Below are 17,988 nucleotides of genomic sequence, written 5' to 3' on the forward strand. Positions count from 1 at the left end.
AATGTGTGAACTGCTCGGGATGAGCGCCAATGTGCCAACCGATATCTGCTTCAGTTTTACCGGGCTTGTTCAGCGCGGTGGCGGCACCGGCCCGCATAAAGATGGCTGGGGAATCACCTTTTACGAAGGCAAAGGGTGTCGCACATTCAAAGATCCCCATCCAAGCTACCAGTCACCGATTGCCAAACTGGTGCAGGAATACCCGATAAAATCTTGCTCGGTGGTGGCGCATATCCGTCAGGCTAATCGTGGCAACGTGGCGCTGGAAAACACCCATCCGTTCACCCGCGAGCTGTGGGGACGCAACTGGACCTACGCCCACAACGGCCAACTTGACGGTTATAAATCGCTGGAAACCGGCAACTTCCGCCCGGTCGGCGAAACCGACAGTGAAAAAGCTTTTTGCTGGCTGCTGCACAAGCTCACCGAGCGTTATCCGCGCACGCCAGGTAATATGCCTGCGGTATTTAAATACATTGCGACGCTCGCCGCACAACTGCGTGAAAAAGGCGTGTTCAACATGCTGTTGTCCGATGGACGCTACGTGATGGCGTTCTGCTCCACCAACCTGTTCTGGATCACCCGTCGGGCGCCGTTTGGCGTAGCGACGCTGTTGGATCAGGACGTGGAAATTGATTTTCAGCAGGAGACGACCGCCAACGACGTGGTCACAGTGATTGCGACACAGCCGCTGACGGGTAATGAAACCTGGCAAAAGATTATGCCAGGTGAATGGCGCTTATTTTGTCTCGGGGAGCGTATAGTTTGATACCAGCTGCGGCTGCACCACTTCGTGGCTCAGCGGCTTGCTGACGACATAGCGCCCGTCAACCACAGAAACGATAGGCGGCTTATGCGTTTGCTGGAAGTAGTCATACCCCGGCTTCAGCTGCTGCCAGAAATCTTTATAGGTTGAGTATTTATGACGTTCCATATTGGCATCGTTCATGCGGAACGGATAAATACTCACCTGCACGCTCTGCTGGCCGAAGACTAACGCCCCGGTCACAAACTGGAAAATCTCATCAATGCCGGTATCGGTCATCGCATAACAGCCCACAGACACGCATGCGCCGTGGATCATCAAATATTTCCCTTCATAACCGTGTGCGCGGTCATAAGCATTAGGGAAACCGATGTTAATGGCTTTGTAGAAGCGGCTGTCAGGCTTGAGCTGGCTGCGCTGTACGGAGTAAAACCCTTCCGGACTTTTGAAGTCACCCTGGCGACGTTTCGGGCCCAGGCCGCCGGAGTAATTACAGATGCGGTAGCTATCAAGGAGCTGATACGTCTCGCCCATCTTGACGTACAGGTCAAGGGCGCGTTCTTCTTTGAAGATCTGAACGTAAACCGGTGAACCCATTAACTGTTGCTTATATTCTTTACTGACCGGCGTCATCGGGCTGTTGCTGCTCAGCAACCCGGCAAATGAAATGCACGGCATTAGAAGCATCGCAATGAAAAATGCGATTTTACGCATACTACGTGTTCCTTGATAAACAAAAACCACATGCCAGGAAGGCAAGAGAGAGACAAAATCAGAGTTATCTGTCTTTAGAGCGCTCACATTAGCATCACAGCATTTTTTCGCAAGAGGGTGATTATTGTGTTTACAATTAAGTTTTCACCCGCCAGTAAAAATCACTCCATAACCCGCCTCAATATCAATAAATTGCACACCGAACCCAGGCCTGATAAGCAACGCGCCAGCAGGCAAAAATGTCGATGCTTTGCGTAATAGCTCGCATTTTAGCGCCGAATTCAGCGGAACTGCTGCGAGCCGCAGAAATATAGTGTTAAGATTCACTAACGTTATCATTCTGGGGAAAATATGCCTTTTCTATATGGCTATCCTGTCTGATTCGTTCCTCAACGTCTGACAGACACCCTCAGGTGGTGGAAGTGTAAGAAAGGATGCGTTTCTCTCCTCATCGCCCATCATGGAATGATTCGGGGTTTATACCGCCACTCCTTTCTTTATGTATCGTTAATCACAACGCTGGCCTTAACGGATACCTGCTAACAGTATGATTAAAATAACAAAGGGTCTCGATATTCCCCTTGCGGGCGTACCCGAACAACAACGCATCGATAATGTCCCGGTGACGCGCGTCGCGGTAAAAGGCGACGATTATGTCGGCCTGCGTCCGTCAATGGCCGTGCAAGAAGGCGATCGCGTACTGAAAGGGCAACTGCTTTTCGACGATAAAAAAATCCCCGGCGTGCGCTTTACTGCGCCAGCCAGCGGCATTGTCAGCGCCATTCATCGCGGTGAGCGCCGTGTACTTCAGTCCGTCGTCATTGATATCGACGGCGATGACGCCGTTGAATTTCCCCATTTTGCCGCCGATGAGCTGGCAACGCTGCCGCGCGAAACCGTTGAAGCACAGCTGATTGAGTCCGGTTTATGGACTGCAATGCGTACCCGTCCTTTCAGCAAATCGCCAGCGCCGGGCACGCAGCCAGCGGCGATTTTTGTCACCGCGATGGACACCAATCCGCTGGCCGCCGATCCGCAGCCGATAATTCTTGCCCAGCGCGAAGCGTTTGACGCGGGCCTGACGCTGCTCACACGCCTCACCGACGGAAAAGTGCATGTCTGTCAGGCGAGCGGTGGCAAGCTCGGTGGCCATCCGTGTGGGCAGGTAACGTTTAATCAGTTCACCGGGCCGCATCCGGCGGGGTTAGTGGGTACACACATTCACTTCCTTGAGCCGGTAAGCCTCGAAAAACAGGTCTGGCACCTGAACTATCAGGACGTGATCGCTATCGGCAAACTGTTCCTCGACGGTGAATTGTGGGTAGAGCGCGTGATTGCGCTCGGCGGGCCGCAGGTGAAACAGCCGCGCCTGCTGCGCACGCGTCTGGGCGCCTCGCTGGAGGAACTCACGCAGGGTGAATTGCTGGAAGGCGAGAACCGCGTGTTGTCCGGTTCCGTACTCAACGGCAGCCAGGCGGTTGGCCCGCAGGCATTCCTGGGGCGTTTTCATTTGCAGGTGAGCGTGCTGAAAGAAGGGCGCGAAAAAGAGCTGCTTGGCTGGGTTGCGCCGGGCCGTGACAAATTTTCCATCACCCGCACCACGCTTGGGCACTTCCTGAAGCACAAACTCTTTAACCTCTCCACCGATACCCACGGCGGCGCGCGCGCGATGGTGCCGATTGGCAGCTATGAGCGTGTCATGCCGCTGGATATTTTGCCGACGATGCTGCTGCGCGACCTGCTGGCGGGCGATTCCGACAGCGCGCAGGCGCTGGGGTGCCTGGAGCTGGATGAAGAAGATCTGGCGCTTTGTACCTACGTCTGCCCAGGGAAATATGAATATGGCCCGGTGCTGCGCAGCGTGTTAACCCAAATTGAGCAGGAAGGATAAGTGATGGGCTTAAAGCATCTGGTCGAAAAACTTGAGCCGCACTTCACCCACGGCGGCAAGCTGGAAAAATATTATCCCCTGTATGAGGCGGCAGCGACGCTGCTGTATACGCCGGGGCAGGTAACGAAAGGTGCGGCGCACGTGCGCGATGCTATCGACCTCAAACGCATGATGATTCTGGTCTGGTTTGCGGTCTTCCCGGCGATGTTCTGGGGAATGTACAGCGTCGGTCTGCAAACCATCCCGGCGCTGCATAAACTGTACGGCGCGGAACAGCTTCAGCAGGTGATTGCCGCAAACTGGCACTACAGCCTTGCGCAGGCGTTGGGCGTGAGTTTCGCACCTGACGCCGGCTGGCTCAGCATGATGACGCTGGGCGCAGTGTTCTTCGTGCCGATTTACGCCACCGTTTTCCTGGTCGGCGGCTTCTGGGAAGTGCTGTTCGCGATTATTCGCAAGCATGAAGTCAACGAAGGCTTCTTCGTCACCTCCATTCTGTTCGCGCTGATTGTCCCGCCCACCATGCCTCTCTGGCAGGCGGCGCTGGGCATCTCTTTCGGCGTGGTGATCGCCAAAGAGATCTTCGGCGGCACCGGGCGCAATTTCCTTAACCCGGCGCTGGCCGGTCGCGCGTTCCTGTTCTTTGCTTATCCGGCGCAAATCTCCGGCGACCTGGTATGGACGGCAGCGGACGGTTTCTCCGGCGCGACGCCGCTTTCCCAGTGGGCGAGCCACGGCGGTGAAACGCTGGTCAACGTCGCGACCGGGCAACCGGTCACGTGGATGGACGCTTTCCTCGGCAACATTCCCGGTTCCATTGGTGAAGTCTCGACGCTGATGATTTTGCTCGGTGGAGCCATCATCATCTACGGGCGTGTGGCCTCCTGGCGCATTGTCGCCGGGGTGATGCTCGGCATGATGGCTAGCGCCACGCTGTTCAACGTTGTGGGTTCCGACACTAACCCGATGTTCGCCATGCCGTGGTACTGGCATCTGGTGCTCGGCGGTTTCGCGTTCGGCATGATGTTTATGGCGACCGACCCCGTCTCGGCGTCGTTTACCGATAAAGGGAAGTGGTGCTACGGCGCGTTGATTGGCGTGATGTGCGTGCTTATTCGCGTGGTAAACCCGGCCTATCCGGAAGGGATGATGCTGGCGATTCTGTTCGCCAACCTCTTTGCGCCGCTGTTTGACTACCTGGTGGTGCAGGCCAACATTAAGCGGAGGAAGTCGCGTGGCTGAAGTTAAAAGTAACGATAGCATCGGCAAAACGCTGCTGGTGGTGCTGGTGCTCTGCCTGGTGTGCTCCATCGTGGTGGCGGGCTCAGCGGTAGGATTGAAATCGCGCCAGCAGGAACAGCGCGCGCTCGATAAACAGCGCAATATTCTCGCCGTCGCCGGGTTGATGCAGCAGGGCATGTCCACCGACGATGTAGCCGATATCTTTAGTGAACGCATCACCCCACGCCTGCTGGATTTGAAAACCGGCAGCCTGCTTGATAGCGACCCGGCGTCCTTCAACCAGGCGCTGGCGCTGAAAGACCCGGAGCAAAGCGTCCAGCTCGACGCCCATGACGATCCGGCGGGCATTAAACGCCGTAGCAACGTGGTTGAAATCTATCTGGTCAAAGACGCACAGCAAAAGGTACAGGAAATCGTGCTGCCGGTTTACGGCAACGGGCTGTGGTCGATGATGTACGCCTTTGTGGCGCTGGATACGGATGGCCGCACGGTGAAAGGCATCACCTATTACGACCAGGGCGAAACCCCGGGGCTGGGCGGTGAAATCGAAAATCCGAACTGGCGCGCGCAGTTTATCGGTAAAAAAGTGGTCGATGACAGCGGCAAACCGGCGCTGAAAGTGGTGAAAGGTGGGGCGCGTCAGGGTGATGAATACGCGGTGGATGGCCTCTCCGGCGCCACGTTAACCGCTAATGGCGTACAGCATAGTTTTGATTTCTGGATGGGCGACCTCGGTTTTGGCCCATTCCTGAAACAGGTTCGTGAAGGAGTGCTGAATAATGGCTGAACAGGGCGATATGAAAGAAGTGAAGCGCGTGCTGGTGGGGCCGTTGATTGCCAACAACCCGATTGCGCTTCAGGTCCTCGGCGTCTGCTCGGCGCTGGCGGTGACCACTAAACTGGAAACCGCATTTGTGATGACTATCGCGGTGACGCTGGTCACGGCGTTTTCGAGCATGTTTATCTCGATGATCCGCCACCATATTCCAAACAGCGTACGCATCATCGTGCAGATGGCGATCATCGCTTCGCTGGTGATCGTCGTCGATCAGCTGCTGCGCGCCTTCGCTTATGAGATCTCAAAACAGCTCTCGGTCTTCGTCGGCCTGATCATCACCAACTGTATCGTGATGGGGCGCGCGGAAGCCTATGCCATGAAAGCGCCACCGCTGGCGAGCTTTATGGACGGCATCGGCAACGGCCTGGGCTACGGCGCGATTCTGATGATTGTCGGCTTTCTGCGTGAGCTTATCGGCAGCGGCAAGCTGTTTGGCATTACGATTCTGCAAACGGTGCAAAACGGCGGCTGGTACCAGCCAAACGGCCTGTTCCTGTTAGCACCGAGCGCCTTTTTCATCATCGGCCTGCTGATCTGGGCGCTTCGCACCTGGAAGCCAGAACAGCAGGAGAAGGAGTAACCGATGGCTCACTATATCAGCCTCTTTGTCCGTGCCGTCTTTATTGAAAACATGGCGCTGGCGTTCTTCCTGGGGATGTGTACGTTCCTCGCGGTATCGAAAAAAGTTTCGACCGCGTTTGGTCTTGGCGTTGCCGTTACGTTGGTACTGGGTATTTCCGTTCCAGCGAACAACCTCGTTTACAACCTGGTGCTGCGCGACGGCGCGTTGATGGATGGCGTGGATCTCAGCTTCCTGAGTTTTATCACTTTTATCGGCGTGATAGCCGCGCTGGTGCAAATTCTGGAGATGATCCTCGATAAATACTTCCCGGCACTGTATACCGCGTTAGGGATCTTCCTGCCGCTTATCACCGTGAACTGCGCCATCTTTGGCGGCGTGTCGTTTATGGTTCAGCGCGACTATAACTTTGGCGAATCTATCGTCTACGGTTTCGGCTCCGGGATTGGCTGGATGCTGGCCATTGTCGCCATGGCTGGTCTTCGCGAAAAAATGAAATACTCAAACGTCCCTGCGGGTTTGCAGGGCTTAGGGATCACCTTTATCACCACCGGTTTGATGGCGCTTGGCTTTATGTCGTTCTCCGGCGTGCAGCTATAAGGGGCGAAGAAAATGGAAATTATACTTGGCGTGGCCATGTTCACCCTCATCGTACTGGCGCTGTCGGTGCTGATCCTGTTTGCCAAATCGAAATTGGTGAACTCGGGCGATGTGGTGATTGAAATCAACAACGAAGCCGACCGACAGATCCGCACGCCGGCGGGCGACAAGCTGCTGAATACGCTCTCCAGCAACGGGATTTTCGTCTCGTCCGCATGCGGCGGCGGCGGCTCCTGCGGCCAGTGCCGCGTGAAAATTAAAGAAGGGGGCGGTGACATCCTGCCGACCGAACTGGCGCATATCACCAAACGCGAAGCCAAAGAGGGCTGCCGTCTGGCGTGTCAGGTCGCGGTGAAGCAGGACATGAAAATTGAACTGCCGGATGAGATCTTTGGTGTCAAAAAATGGGAATGCGAGGTTATCTCTAATGATAACAAAGCGACGTTTATCAAAGAGCTGAAGCTGGCGATCCCGGAAGGTGAGGTCGTACCGTTCCGCGCGGGGGGCTATATTCAGATTGAATGTCCATCGCATAAGGTTGCGTACGCCGATTTTGACGTGCCAGATGAGTACCGTTCCGACTGGGATAAATTCAATCTTTTCCGTTACGTTTCTGAGGTAAAAGAACCGACGGTGCGCGCCTACTCAATGGCGAACTATCCGGAGGAGAAGGGCATCATCATGCTCAACGTGCGTATTGCCACGCCGCCGCCGAGCGTGCCGGATGCGCCGCCGGGGATTATGTCCTCTTACATCTGGTCGCTGAAAGCGGGCGATAAAGTGACGATTTCCGGGCCGTTTGGTGAGTTCTTTGCCAAAGACACGGACGCCGAGATGGTCTTCATCGGCGGCGGAGCCGGGATGGCGCCGATGCGCTCGCATATTTTCGACCAGCTTAAACGCCTGCACAGCAAGCGGAAAATCAGCTTCTGGTACGGGGCGCGTTCGTTGCGTGAAATGTTCTATCAGGACGAATTCGAACAACTGGCGCGTGACAACCCGAACTTCACCTTCCACATCGCGCTATCGGACGCGCTGCCGGAAGACAACTGGACGGGTTACACGGGCTTTATCCATAATGTTCTGTATGAAAACTATCTGCGCGACCATCCGGCCCCGGAAGATTGTGAGTTCTATATGTGTGGGCCGCCGATGATGAACGCGGCTGTCATCAAAATGCTCAAAGACCTGGGCGTGGAAGATGAAAACATCATGCTCGATGATTTTGGAGGCTGATGATGCTCACGGTATTTCTGGCGACGTTTGCGATTTTCGCGCTGGTGATCCTCGGCATGTCGCTGGGGTACATCATTAAGCGCAAAAGTATCCAGGGCAGCTGTGGCGGGATTACCTCGCTGGGGCTGGAGAAAGTCTGCGACTGCCCGGAGCCCTGTGATGCGCGCAAAAAGCGCATGGCGCGCGAAGCGTTGCAACAGCAGAAGAGGATTTTGTAAACCCTCGCAAGCTGCGTGCATTAATGCCCGGTGGCGCTTCGCTTACCGGGCCTACCTATCACTCGAGCAGTAGGCCGGATCAGGCGTAGCCGTCATCCGGCAATGCAGACTGTTTTCTCTCTTCTCACGCCCTCTAATTATACTGTATACTTGTCCAGTAACATCCGGGGGCTATGTATGCGCAAAATTATCCACGTCGATATGGACTGCTTCTTCGCAGCGGTAGAGATGCGCGATAATCCTGCGCTGCGCGACATCCCCATCGCCATTGGCGGCAGCCGTGAACGACGCGGCGTCATCAGCACCGCCAACTACCCGGCGCGGAAATTCGGCGTACGTAGCGCAATGCCCACCGGCATGGCGCTTAAGCTTTGCCCGCACCTCACGCTTTTACCAGGCCGTTTTGACGCCTACAAAGAAGCCTCTGAGCACATCCGTGAAATCTTCTCTCGCTACACCTCGCTGATTGAACCCTTGTCGCTGGATGAAGCCTATCTCGACGTCAGCGACAGCGTGCACTGCCATGGTTCTGCCACGCTTATTGCGCAGGAAATTCGGCAGACTATCTTCAACGAATTACATCTCACGGCTTCCGCAGGCATCGCCCCGGTAAAGTTTCTCGCCAAAATCGCCTTCGATCTCAACAAACCCAACGGCCAGTTTGTTCTCACACCCGCCGACGTTCCCGCGTTCCTGAAAACATTGCCGCTGGAAAAAATCCCCGGCGTCGGCAAAGTTTCGGCTGCGAAGCTCGAAAGTATGGGGCTGAAAACCTGCGAAGACGTGCAGAAAAGCGATCTCGCCATGCTGTTGAAACGCTTTGGTAAATTTGGCCGCATATTATGGGAACGCAGCCAGGGCATTGATGAGCGCGCCATCAATAACGAACGGCTGCGAAAATCGATCGGCGTGGAACGCACACTGGCGGAAGATATTCACGACTGGTCAGCGTGTGAAGCGATTATCGAACGTCTCTACCCGGAGCTGGAGCGACGGCTGGCGAAGGTCAAACCCGACCTGCTGATTGCCCGCCAGGGCGTGAAACTCAAATTTAATGACTTCCAGCTCACGACTCAGGAACACGTCTGGCCGCGTCTGAACAAAGAAGACCTGATCGCCACCGCCTACAAAACCTGGCACGAACGCCGTGCCGGGCGCGGTGTCCGGCTGGTGGGGCTGCACGTTACGCTGCTTGATCCACAACTTGAAAGACAACTGGTGTTAGGACTTTAATCATGAACATTCGCCCCTGGCAGCCGCATGAACTGCCGCAACTGAGCCAGATTTTCCTGCGCGCGGTCCACGAAACCGCCAGTCAGCACTATTCCCCCGCGCAAATTGCCGCCTGGGGTCAGGTGGATGATGTGCAGTGGCGGCAGAAATTAGCCTCTTCCGTGGTGCTGGTCGCGGAGGCTGATGGCAAGGTTGTCGGTTTTATCACCGCCGTTGGTCATTACATCGACCTGCTTTTTGTCTCGCCAGATTACGCGCGGCAGGGGATTGCCGGGGCGCTGTTACGAGCATTGCTGGCGAAAATGTTGCCGGGAAAAGTGACCGTTGCGGCGAGCATTACGGCAAAACCGTTCTTTGAAGGTCAGGGATTTGTGCTGGTGCGCGAGCAAAATGTTGAGGCGCGGGGAGAGTGGTTTATTAATTACCTGATGGCGCGAGAGGTATAAAAAGCCGGGCAGTGATTGCCGCCCGGCTTAACGGATATTACTTCGCCGGAATCGCTTTCAGCAGTTCAGTCAGAAGCCGCCAGTAATGACCCACGCTTTCGATATGAACCTGCTCATCCGGGGAGTGCGGGCCCGTAATGGTTGGCCCGATGGAGACCATGTCCATTTCCGGATACGGTTTTTTGAACAGACCGCATTCCAGACCTGCGTGGATAACCTGAATGTTCGGCGTCTTGTTGAACAGACGCTGATAGGTTTCACGCACCAGATGCATCACCGGAGAGTTTGCGTCCGGCTGCCAGCCAGGGTAGCTACCTTTGGCTTCGGTTTTCGCGCCAGCCAGTTTACCCAGTGAATCCAGCATGCTGACCACATATTCTTTACCGGTGTCGATAAGCGAACGAATCAGGCAGTGGATTTCCACGTTGTCGTCAGTCATAGTCACAACGCCGACGTTCAGAGAGGTTTCAACCACGCCTTTTGCCACGTCAGAGTTGCGGATCACACCGTTCGGCGTAGCGTTCAGCAGGCGAACGAAAGCATCGCGAGACTGCGCGGTCAGCGCGGCTTTATCGTTGCTGACGGACTCCAGCAGCACGGTCAGGTTCTTCTCTTTCTCAGCCAGCTCGTTTTTCAGGATATCCTGATATTGGCCAACCAGCGCTTTCAGAGATTCTACTTTATCCGCCGCCACGGCAACGGTAGAGAAGGCTTCACGCGGAATGGCGTTACGCAGCGTACCACCGTTGAAATCAACCAGACGCAGATCCAGCTCTTCCGCGTGTCCTGCCAGGAAACGTACCAGCAGTTTGTTGGCGTTGCCCAGGCCGACATGAATTTCGCCGCCGGAATGGCCGCCTTTCAGGCCTTTCAGCGTCAGCTTAAAGCTCTGGAAGCCTGCCGGAATGGCTTCGCGATCGAGGTGCAGGTTGGAGGTAAAATCGATACCGCCCGCGCAACCCATGTAGATTTCACCCTCTTCTTCAGAGTCGGTGTTAATCAGGATATCCGCCTGTAACCAGTTGGCTTTCAGGCCGAACGCGCCGTCCATGCCCGCTTCTTCGGTCATGGTCAGCAGCACTTCTAGCGGGCCGTGCTCAACCTTATCGTCAGCCAGTACCGCCAGCGCGGAAGCCATACCGATACCGTTGTCGGCGCCCAGCGTGGTGCCGCGGGCTTTCACCCACTCGCCATCGATATACGGCTGGATTGGATCTTTAGTGAAGTCATGAACGGTATCGTTATTTTTCTGCGGCACCATATCGAGGTGCGCCTGCAGAACGACCGGTTTGCGGTTTTCCATTCCGGCGGTTGCACCTTTACGAATCAGAATGTTACCGACTTCGTCGCGTTCCGTATGGAAACCTTTTTCTTTCGCCCAGCCGATGATGTGTTCAGCCAGTTGCTCTTCGTGATAAGACGGGTGAGGAATAGAACAAATTTTGGCAAAAATATCCCACAGCGGTTGCGGGGAGAGTTGAGACAGTTCCGACACGATGAGTCTCCTTACGGCGTTATGCATCTGGAATAAGAGTAATAAATAGCGAAACAGACACCACAAGCTGCGCTTGCGAGATAGGGTCGAGAATACCACTTTCTGTATCATCTGGTAGAACAAACCACGGAAAAAGAGGGGCAGAGTGCCCTTAAGGCTGGTTTTTAGTGCGTCAGATCTCTATAATCTCGCGCAACCTATTTCCCCCTTGAACACTTTTTAAGCCGTATAACACAGGCTGGGATATTTTCACATGAGCGAAAAATACGTCGTCACCTGGGACATGTTGCAGATTCACGCCCGCAAACTGGCAAGCCGTCTGTTACCTGTTGAACAGTGGAAAGGCATCATTGCCGTTAGCCGTGGGGGTCTGGTACCAGGCGCTCTGCTGGCACGTGAACTGGGCATTCGTCATGTTGATACCGTTTGCATCTCCAGCTACGACCACGACAACCAGCGCGAGCTGACCGTCCTGAAACGCGCTGAAGGCGACGGTGAAGGCTTTATCGTGATCGACGACCTGGTTGATACCGGCGGCACCGCAGTGGCTATCCGCGAAATGTATCCTAAAGCCCACTTCGTCACCATCTTCGCTAAACCGGCTGGTCGTCCGCTGGTTGACGATTATGTGATTGATATCCCGCAGGATACCTGGATTGAACAGCCGTGGGATATGGGTGTGGTCTTCGTACCGCCTATTGCTGGCCGTTAATCCCTGCAATAAATGCGATTCCAGCGCCCGGCAATGCCGGGCGTTGTTTTTTTTACTGCCCGGCGCGGTACAATAGTCCAAAGCTCGTATTCATGGAGATCATGCGATGTCAGAGGCGAATCTTAGCGAAACCCTGTTCAAACCGCGTTTCAAACACCCTGAAACCTCCACGCTGGTGCGTCGATTTAACGCGGGGAGCGATCCTGCGGTGCAGTCTGCGCTTGACGGTAAAACCGTCCCACACTGGTATCGCATGATTAACCGCCTGATGTGGATCTGGCGCGGTATCTCGCCGCAGGAAATTCTTGATGTGCAGGCGCGCATCGTGATGAGCCAGGCCGAGCGCACCGACGAAGGCATGCTCGACACGGTGGTCGGCTATCGCGGTGGCAACTGGATCTACGAATGGTCAACTCAGGCGATGCAGTGGCAGCAAAAAGCGACGCAGGAAGATGACCCGCTGCTCAGCGGCCGCCACTGGCTGCACGCCTCCAATCTCTACAGCATTGCGGCCTATCCTCACCTGAAAGGCGATGAACTTGCCGAACAGGCGCAGGTGCTGGCCAATCGCGCTTATGCCGAAGCGGCTAAACGTCTGCCGGGTGAAATGCGCGAGCTGGACATTCCTGTTCCAGGCGGAGCGCCGGTCAGCGCGTTCCTGCACATGCCAAAAGGCGACGGCCCGTTTCCGACGGTGCTGATGTGCGGCGGGCTCGACGGCCTGCAAATTGATTACTACAGCTTATATGAACACTACTTCGCGCCGCTGGGCATTGCGATGCTGACGCTGGATATGCCATCGATTGGCGGTTCATCGAAGTGGAAGCTCACTCAGGACTCCAGTCAGCTGCATCAGCACTTGCTGCGCGAATTGCCGAACATTCCGTGGGTCGATCACACGCGCGTTGCGGCGTTTGGCTTCCGCTTCGGCGCGAACGTGGCGGTGCGCCTGGCGTATCTCGAATCTCAGCGCCTGCGCGGCGTGGCCTGCCTGGGCCCCATCGTTCACTGCCTGTTGAACGATCCGCTGCGTCAGGGCCGCGTGCCGGAAATGTATCTTGATGTGCTGGCTTCGCGTCTGGGCATGCATGATGCCTCTGATGAAGCGCTGCGTATCGAACTCAATCGTTACTCGCTGAAAACACAGGGTTTGCTGGGCCGCCGTTGCCCCACACCGATGCTGTCTGGCTACTGGAATAACGATCCGTTCAGCCCGGAAGAGGAGTCGCGCCTTATCGTTTCCTCCTCGTCAGAGGGTAAACTTCTGAACGTGCCGTTTAACCCGGTGTACCGCAATTTTGACAAAGCACTGAAAGAAATTGCAGGGTGGATCAATAATAGATTTAGTTAATAGATTGCTAAATTTTATTGATTTGGTAAAACAGTTGCATCACCAAAGGAGATCGCAATGACGTTACCGAGTGGACACCCGAAGAGCAGACTGATTAAAAAACTCACTGCGCTAGGCCCTTACATCCGTGAGGAGCAGTGTGAAGAGAACCGCTTCTTTTTCGATTGCCTTGCTGTATGTGTGAACGTTAAGCCAGCGCCTGAAAGCCGTGAATTCTGGGGATGGTGGATGGAAATGGAAGCGCAGGCGGACCGTTTCACCTACAGCTACCAGTTTGGTCTGTTCAATAAAGATGGCAAATGGCAGGCGACGGCGATTAACGATCCTGAAATTAATGAGCGCGTAGAGCAAACGTTACGCGGGTTTCACGAACGAGCACGCGAGTTACTGGCAACATTAGACCTGAAGCTGGAACCGGCAGAAGGTTTTGACGACGAGCCGATGCGTTTATCTGCTTAAGGCGATGAGAGTATGCCGGATGCGCTACGCTTATCCGGCAACGGTGCCGAACTGCGCCTGATGGCGCTTCGCTTATCAGGCCTACGGATCGGTAGGCCGGATAAGGCGTTTACGCCGCATCCGGCACATACAAAGCGCACGTTGTCAGCAATATGAGCCCACCTGATTAGGCGGGCTTTTTTATCAGAACTGGTAAGTCATCCCCAGCGCGACGATATCATCGTCGTTGATACCGAGTTTATTATCGCTTTTCAGCTGGTTGATGCGGTAATCAACAAACGCGGACATGTTTTTGTTGAAGTAATAGGTCGCACCCACATCAATATAATTTACCAGGTCTTCACTGCCGATGTTCTCAATATCTTTGCCTTTAGATAAGACATAACCCAGCGATGGGCGGAGGCCGTTATCGAACTGATACTGTGCGACGACCTCAAAGTTTTGTGCTTTATTAGCAAACCCACCCGAAATCGGCGTCATGTTGCGGGTTTCAGAATAGAACGTCGCCAGATAAATATTATTGGCGTCATATTTCAGGCCCGTAGCCCACGCTTCCGCTTTATTACCCTGACCACGCGGGGCAAGGGCGATATTTTGCTGGTCCGCCGTACGATCGGAAGACGTGTACGCGCCGCTGATGGCGAAATCGCTGCCGCCAAAGTCATAAGCCAGTGAGGTGCCAAAACCGTCGCCGTTTTGTTTCTTCACGTCGCGGTTTTCGTTTTTCCCTTGATATTGCAGGGTTAAATCAAGGCCATCTACCACGCCGAAGAAATCGGTATTGCGATAGGTCGCCAGGCCGCTGGCGCGTTTGGTCATAAAGTTATCGGTTTGCGCTGAAGAGTCACCGCCGAATTCCGGGAACATATCGGTCCAGGCTTCAACGTCATACAGTGCGCCCAGGTTACGACCATAATCGAAAGAACCGAAATTTTTCAATTTCAGACCGGCAAAGGCCAGACGTGTTTTTTGTGTAGAATCACTTTCGGTTTTATTGCCGGAGAATTCAGATTCCCAACGGCCATAGCCAGTTAAATCTTCATTAATCTGCGTTTCACCTTTAATACCAAAACGTACATAAGTCTGATCACCATCTTTGCTATCATAATCACTGATATAATGCATGGCCTTTACTTTGCCGTATACATCCAGTTTATTGCCATTCTTGTTATACACCTCAGCCGCCTGTACTGCGGAAGTGGTGGTTAACGCGCTAATCATCATTAATGCCAGAGTGCTTTTTTTCATTTCCATTTCCTGATTTTTTAATAAGACAAAATTTATAAAAATGTATCCAGATGAAAAAACAGGAAGGGTTGTAACGTTTCTCAATGAAAGATTTATGACAATGTCAGGAGAATGTCAGAATTATATTAAAAAAGTGCCGTTAATTAGATTTGTCATAAAAGCGTCAAAACGTGCGGTTAAGCTTACTGATCGCGCGCAATAAAATCCCTCGCTTTCCGCGCTGCCTGTTGGCAAGCGGGCTGACTCCTGATAAAACGTGAACCTGGTTTCATTTTTTCACTTTTAACGGCAGAGAATCATGAGTGATAGTCAGACGCTGGTGGTCAAACTGGGCACCAGTGTTTTAACGGGCGGATCGCGCCGCCTGAATCGCGCGCATATCGTTGAACTGGTTCGCCAGTGTGCTCAGCTTCACGCGGCCGGGCATCGAATTGTCATTGTAACGTCAGGAGCAATTGCCGCCGGGCGTGAGCATCTGGGTTACCCTGAACTGCCCGCGACTATCGCTTCGAAACAACTGCTGGCCGCTGTCGGCCAGAGCCGCCTCATTCAGCTGTGGGAACAACTGTTCTCTATTTACGGTATTCACGTCGGGCAGATGCTGCTGACCCGTGCGGATATGGAAGACAGAGAACGTTTCCTCAACGCGCGCGATACCCTGCGCGCGCTGCTCGATAACAATATCGTGCCGGTGATTAACGAGAACGACGCGGTCGCCACCGCTGAAATTAAAGTCGGCGATAACGACAACCTGTCTGCGCTGGCGGCGATTCTGGCCGGTGCCGACAAACTGCTGCTGCTGACCGATCAACAGGGCCTCTTCACCGCCGACCCGCGCAGCAACCCGGATGCCAAACTGATTACCGACGTGCACGGCATTGATGATGCGCTACGCGCCGTCGCGGGCGACAGCGTCTCTGGCCTCGGCACAGGCGGAATGGGCACCAAATTGCAGGCTGCCGATGTCGCCTGCCGCGCCGGTATTGAAACCATTATCGCCGCAGGCAGCCGCCAGGGCGTGATTGGCGACGTGATGGCGGAAGTCTCCGTCGGTACGCGCTTCCACGCGCAGGACACGCCGCTGGAGAACCGTAAACGCTGGATCTTCGGCGCACCGCCCGCAGGTGAAATTACCGTCGATGAAGGCGCAACCTCCGCGATTCTCGAACGCGGAAGTTCATTACTTCCAAAAGGCATTAAAAACGTGACGGGTAATTTCTCCCGTGGTGAAGTGATCCGCATCCGCAGCCTTGAAGGGCGGGATATCGCGCACGGCGTTAGCCGTTATAACAGCGATGCGCTGCGCCTTATTGCCGGACACCACTCACAGCAAATCGATGCTATTCTCGGCTATGAGTACGGCCCGGTTGCCGTCCATCGTGACGATATGATCACCCGCTAAGGAGTTCACCATGCTCGAACAAATGGGCATTGCTGCCAAACAGGCTTCTTATAAGCTGGCGCAGCTATCGAGCCGTGAAAAAAATCAGGCTCTGGAAAAAATTGCTGATTATCTGGAAACATTCAGCGCAGAGATCCTCGACGCTAACCAGCAGGATCTGGCTGACGCGCGCGCCAACGGCCTGAGCGAGGCGATGCTCGACAGGCTGGCGCTCACCCCGGCGCGTCTCTCCGCCATCGCCAGCGATGTGCGCCAGGTTTGCACGCTCGCCGATCCGGTAGGGCAGGTGATTGACGGTGGGCTGCTCGACAGCGGCCTGCGCATTGAACGTCGCCGCGTCCCGCTCGGCGTAATTGGCGTGATTTATGAAGCGCGCCCGAACGTCACCGTTGACGTCGCCAGCCTGTGCCTGAAAACCGGCAACGCGGCGATTCTGCGTGGCGGGAAAGAGACACATCGCACCAACGCCGCCACGGTGAAGGTCATCCAAAAAGCGTTGCAGGAGTGCGGCTTACCAGCGGGCGCCGTTCAGGCGATCGACAACCCGGACCGCGCGCTGGTCAGCGAAATGCTGCGCATGGATAAATACATCGACATGCTGATCCCACGCGGCGGCGCAGGGCTGCATAAACTGTGTCGCGAACAATCGACGATCCCGGTGATCACCGGCGGGATTGGCGTGTGTCATATCTATGTGGATGACACGGCTGAAATTGAACCGGCGCTGAAAATCATCGTCAACGCCAAAACCCAGCGCCCAAGCACCTGTAACACGGTGGAAACACTGCTGGTGAATCAGAATATCGCGGAACGTTTTCTGCCCGCGCTGAGCAAGCAGATGGCGCAGAGCGGCGTGACGCTGCACGCGGCAGACAATGCCATGGCGCTGTTAAAAGCTGGCCCGGCGCAGGTTGTGGCGGTGAAAGCGGAAGAGTACGACAATGAGTTCTTGTCGCTGGATCTTAACGTGAAGGTAGTGGCTGGTCTGGACGACGCTATCGCCCACATCCGCGAGCACGGCACCCAGCACTCCGACGCTATCCTGACGCGCACCCTGAGCCACGCTAACCGCTTCGTCAACGAGGTCGACTCCTCGGCAGTCTACGTGAACGCCTCCACGCGCTTCACCGACGGCGGCCAGTTTGGCCTGGGCGCAGAAGTGGCCGTCAGCACGCAAAAACTGCACGCGCGCGGCCCGATGGGCCTCGAAGCGCTGACCACCTACAAGTGGGTTGGCTTCGGTGACGATACCATTCGTGCCTAATTAACGCCGGGTGATGCAAAAGTAGCCATTTGATTCTCAAGGCCATTGACGCATCGCCCGGTTAGTTTTAACCTTGTCCACCGTGATTCGCACTCGTGAACATGTCCTTTTCAGGGCCGATATAGCTCAGTTGGTAGAGCAGCGCATTCGTAATGCGAAGGTCGTAGGTTCGACTCCTATTATCGGCACCATCATTTCATCCAGTACCATCCCCAATCGTCATTTTTTCCTTGTTTTTCGCGGTGTTGACTGTTTTGTTTGTCCGCCGTTATCCACCTTTTACCGTTGCAATC

At 54.9% G+C, this 17,988-nt stretch carries 18 protein-coding genes and 1 tRNA gene; 16 read left to right on the top strand and 3 right to left on the bottom strand.

Features of this window, described 5'->3' with window-relative positions; all coding sequences use genetic code 11:
- Nucleotide 1: 1 nt before the first annotated feature.
- On the top strand, nucleotides 2-769 hold the full coding sequence (locus AC1MKH_RS04470; RefSeq protein WP_276223020.1) for a class II glutamine amidotransferase: 768 nt from the start codon (nucleotides 2-4) through the stop codon (nucleotides 767-769).
- On the opposite strand, the gene dpaA is transcribed toward AC1MKH_RS04470, so the two are convergent.
- The gene (dpaA, locus tag AC1MKH_RS04475) at nucleotides 740-1,480 is read right to left on the bottom strand and encodes a peptidoglycan meso-diaminopimelic acid protein amidase (protein ID WP_276223018.1); all 741 of its coding nucleotides are present in this window, start codon (nucleotides 1,478-1,480) and stop codon (nucleotides 740-742) included. The genes AC1MKH_RS04470 and dpaA overlap by 30 nt on opposite strands.
- Nucleotides 1,481-2,027: 547 nt before the next feature.
- On the opposite strand from dpaA, the gene AC1MKH_RS04480 reads away from it, so the two are divergent.
- The 9 genes from AC1MKH_RS04480 (at nucleotide 2,028) to AC1MKH_RS04520 (ending at nucleotide 9,764) form a co-directional block, all read left to right on the top strand.
- Entirely contained in the window at nucleotides 2,028-3,371 is a 1,344-nt protein-coding gene (locus tag AC1MKH_RS04480; protein ID WP_276223016.1) for a Na(+)-translocating NADH-quinone reductase subunit A, read from the top strand.
- A 3-nt stretch (nucleotides 3,372-3,374) separates the two neighbouring features.
- On the top strand, nucleotides 3,375-4,613 hold the full coding sequence (locus AC1MKH_RS04485; RefSeq protein WP_276223014.1) for an NADH:ubiquinone reductase (Na(+)-transporting) subunit B: 1,239 nt from the start codon (nucleotides 3,375-3,377) through the stop codon (nucleotides 4,611-4,613).
- On the top strand, nucleotides 4,606-5,400 hold the full coding sequence (locus tag AC1MKH_RS04490; protein ID WP_276223011.1) for a Na(+)-translocating NADH-quinone reductase subunit C: 795 nt from the start codon (nucleotides 4,606-4,608) through the stop codon (nucleotides 5,398-5,400). The genes AC1MKH_RS04485 and AC1MKH_RS04490 overlap by 8 nt, the downstream gene beginning before the upstream one ends.
- Nucleotides 5,393-6,031 (top strand): NADH:ubiquinone reductase (Na(+)-transporting) subunit D, encoded by a 639-nt coding sequence (locus tag AC1MKH_RS04495; RefSeq protein ID WP_015965772.1) that lies wholly within the window; start codon nucleotides 5,393-5,395, stop codon nucleotides 6,029-6,031. The genes AC1MKH_RS04490 and AC1MKH_RS04495 overlap by 8 nt, the downstream gene beginning before the upstream one ends.
- A gap of 3 nt (nucleotides 6,032-6,034) precedes the next feature.
- Nucleotides 6,035-6,631 carry an NADH:ubiquinone reductase (Na(+)-transporting) subunit E gene (gene nqrE / locus AC1MKH_RS04500; RefSeq protein ID WP_015965771.1) on the top strand — a complete coding sequence of 199 codons (597 nt, stop codon included), beginning with the start codon at nucleotides 6,035-6,037 and terminating at the stop codon, nucleotides 6,629-6,631.
- Nucleotides 6,632-6,643: 12 nt separating this feature from the next.
- Nucleotides 6,644-7,867: an NADH:ubiquinone reductase (Na(+)-transporting) subunit F gene (gene nqrF, locus AC1MKH_RS04505; protein ID WP_276223007.1), complete on the top strand. Its 1,224-nt coding sequence runs from the start codon at nucleotides 6,644-6,646 to the stop codon at nucleotides 7,865-7,867.
- A gap of 2 nt (nucleotides 7,868-7,869) precedes the next feature.
- A complete protein-coding gene (gene nqrM / locus AC1MKH_RS04510) occupies nucleotides 7,870-8,085 on the top strand; it encodes a (Na+)-NQR maturation NqrM (protein ID WP_188016906.1) in 216 nt (71 codons plus the stop codon).
- A 177-nt stretch (nucleotides 8,086-8,262) separates the two neighbouring features.
- Entirely contained in the window at nucleotides 8,263-9,318 is a 1,056-nt protein-coding gene (gene dinB, locus AC1MKH_RS04515) for a DNA polymerase IV (protein WP_327621911.1), read from the top strand.
- 2 nt (nucleotides 9,319-9,320) lie between these two features.
- Nucleotides 9,321-9,764, top strand: coding sequence for a GNAT family N-acetyltransferase (locus AC1MKH_RS04520; RefSeq protein WP_276223003.1), 444 nt, complete (start codon nucleotides 9,321-9,323; stop codon nucleotides 9,762-9,764).
- A 37-nt stretch (nucleotides 9,765-9,801) separates the two neighbouring features.
- On the opposite strand, the gene pepD is transcribed toward AC1MKH_RS04520, so the two are convergent.
- Nucleotides 9,802-11,259: a cytosol nonspecific dipeptidase gene (pepD, locus tag AC1MKH_RS04525; protein ID WP_276223001.1), complete on the bottom strand. Its 1,458-nt coding sequence runs from the start codon at nucleotides 11,257-11,259 to the stop codon at nucleotides 9,802-9,804.
- A gap of 253 nt (nucleotides 11,260-11,512) precedes the next feature.
- On the opposite strand from pepD, the gene gpt reads away from it, so the two are divergent.
- From gpt to crl, 3 genes are all read left to right on the top strand, one after another.
- Entirely contained in the window at nucleotides 11,513-11,971 is a 459-nt protein-coding gene (gene gpt, locus AC1MKH_RS04530; RefSeq protein ID WP_015965764.1) for a xanthine phosphoribosyltransferase, read from the top strand.
- A gap of 106 nt (nucleotides 11,972-12,077) precedes the next feature.
- Nucleotides 12,078-13,322, top strand: a complete 1,245-nt coding sequence (gene frsA, locus AC1MKH_RS04535; RefSeq protein ID WP_276222998.1) for an esterase FrsA — start codon at nucleotides 12,078-12,080, stop codon at nucleotides 13,320-13,322.
- A gap of 57 nt (nucleotides 13,323-13,379) precedes the next feature.
- Nucleotides 13,380-13,781: a sigma factor-binding protein Crl gene (gene crl / locus AC1MKH_RS04540; protein WP_276222996.1), complete on the top strand. Its 402-nt coding sequence runs from the start codon at nucleotides 13,380-13,382 to the stop codon at nucleotides 13,779-13,781.
- A gap of 183 nt (nucleotides 13,782-13,964) precedes the next feature.
- Here the strand turns inward: crl and phoE are convergent, their stop codons facing one another.
- Nucleotides 13,965-15,029, bottom strand: a complete 1,065-nt coding sequence (phoE, locus tag AC1MKH_RS04545; protein ID WP_276222994.1) for a phosphoporin PhoE — start codon at nucleotides 15,027-15,029, stop codon at nucleotides 13,965-13,967.
- 298 nt (nucleotides 15,030-15,327) lie between these two features.
- On the opposite strand from phoE, the gene proB reads away from it, so the two are divergent.
- The 3 genes from proB to AC1MKH_RS04560 all read left to right on the top strand — a co-directional run bounded on the left by proB (nucleotide 15,328) and on the right by AC1MKH_RS04560 (nucleotide 17,886).
- Complete coding sequence (proB, locus tag AC1MKH_RS04550; protein ID WP_107193098.1) at nucleotides 15,328-16,431, top strand: glutamate 5-kinase; 1,104 nt, start codon at nucleotides 15,328-15,330, stop codon at nucleotides 16,429-16,431.
- Between the two features lie 10 nt (nucleotides 16,432-16,441).
- Nucleotides 16,442-17,695 carry a glutamate-5-semialdehyde dehydrogenase gene (gene proA, locus AC1MKH_RS04555; RefSeq protein ID WP_327621912.1) on the top strand — a complete coding sequence of 418 codons (1,254 nt, stop codon included), beginning with the start codon at nucleotides 16,442-16,444 and terminating at the stop codon, nucleotides 17,693-17,695.
- A 115-nt stretch (nucleotides 17,696-17,810) separates the two neighbouring features.
- A tRNA-Thr gene (locus AC1MKH_RS04560) sits at nucleotides 17,811-17,886 on the top strand.
- Nucleotides 17,887-17,988 lie beyond the last annotated feature (102 nt).

The sequence above is a fragment of the Pseudocitrobacter sp. CD920760 genome (genome assembly GCF_057782505.1).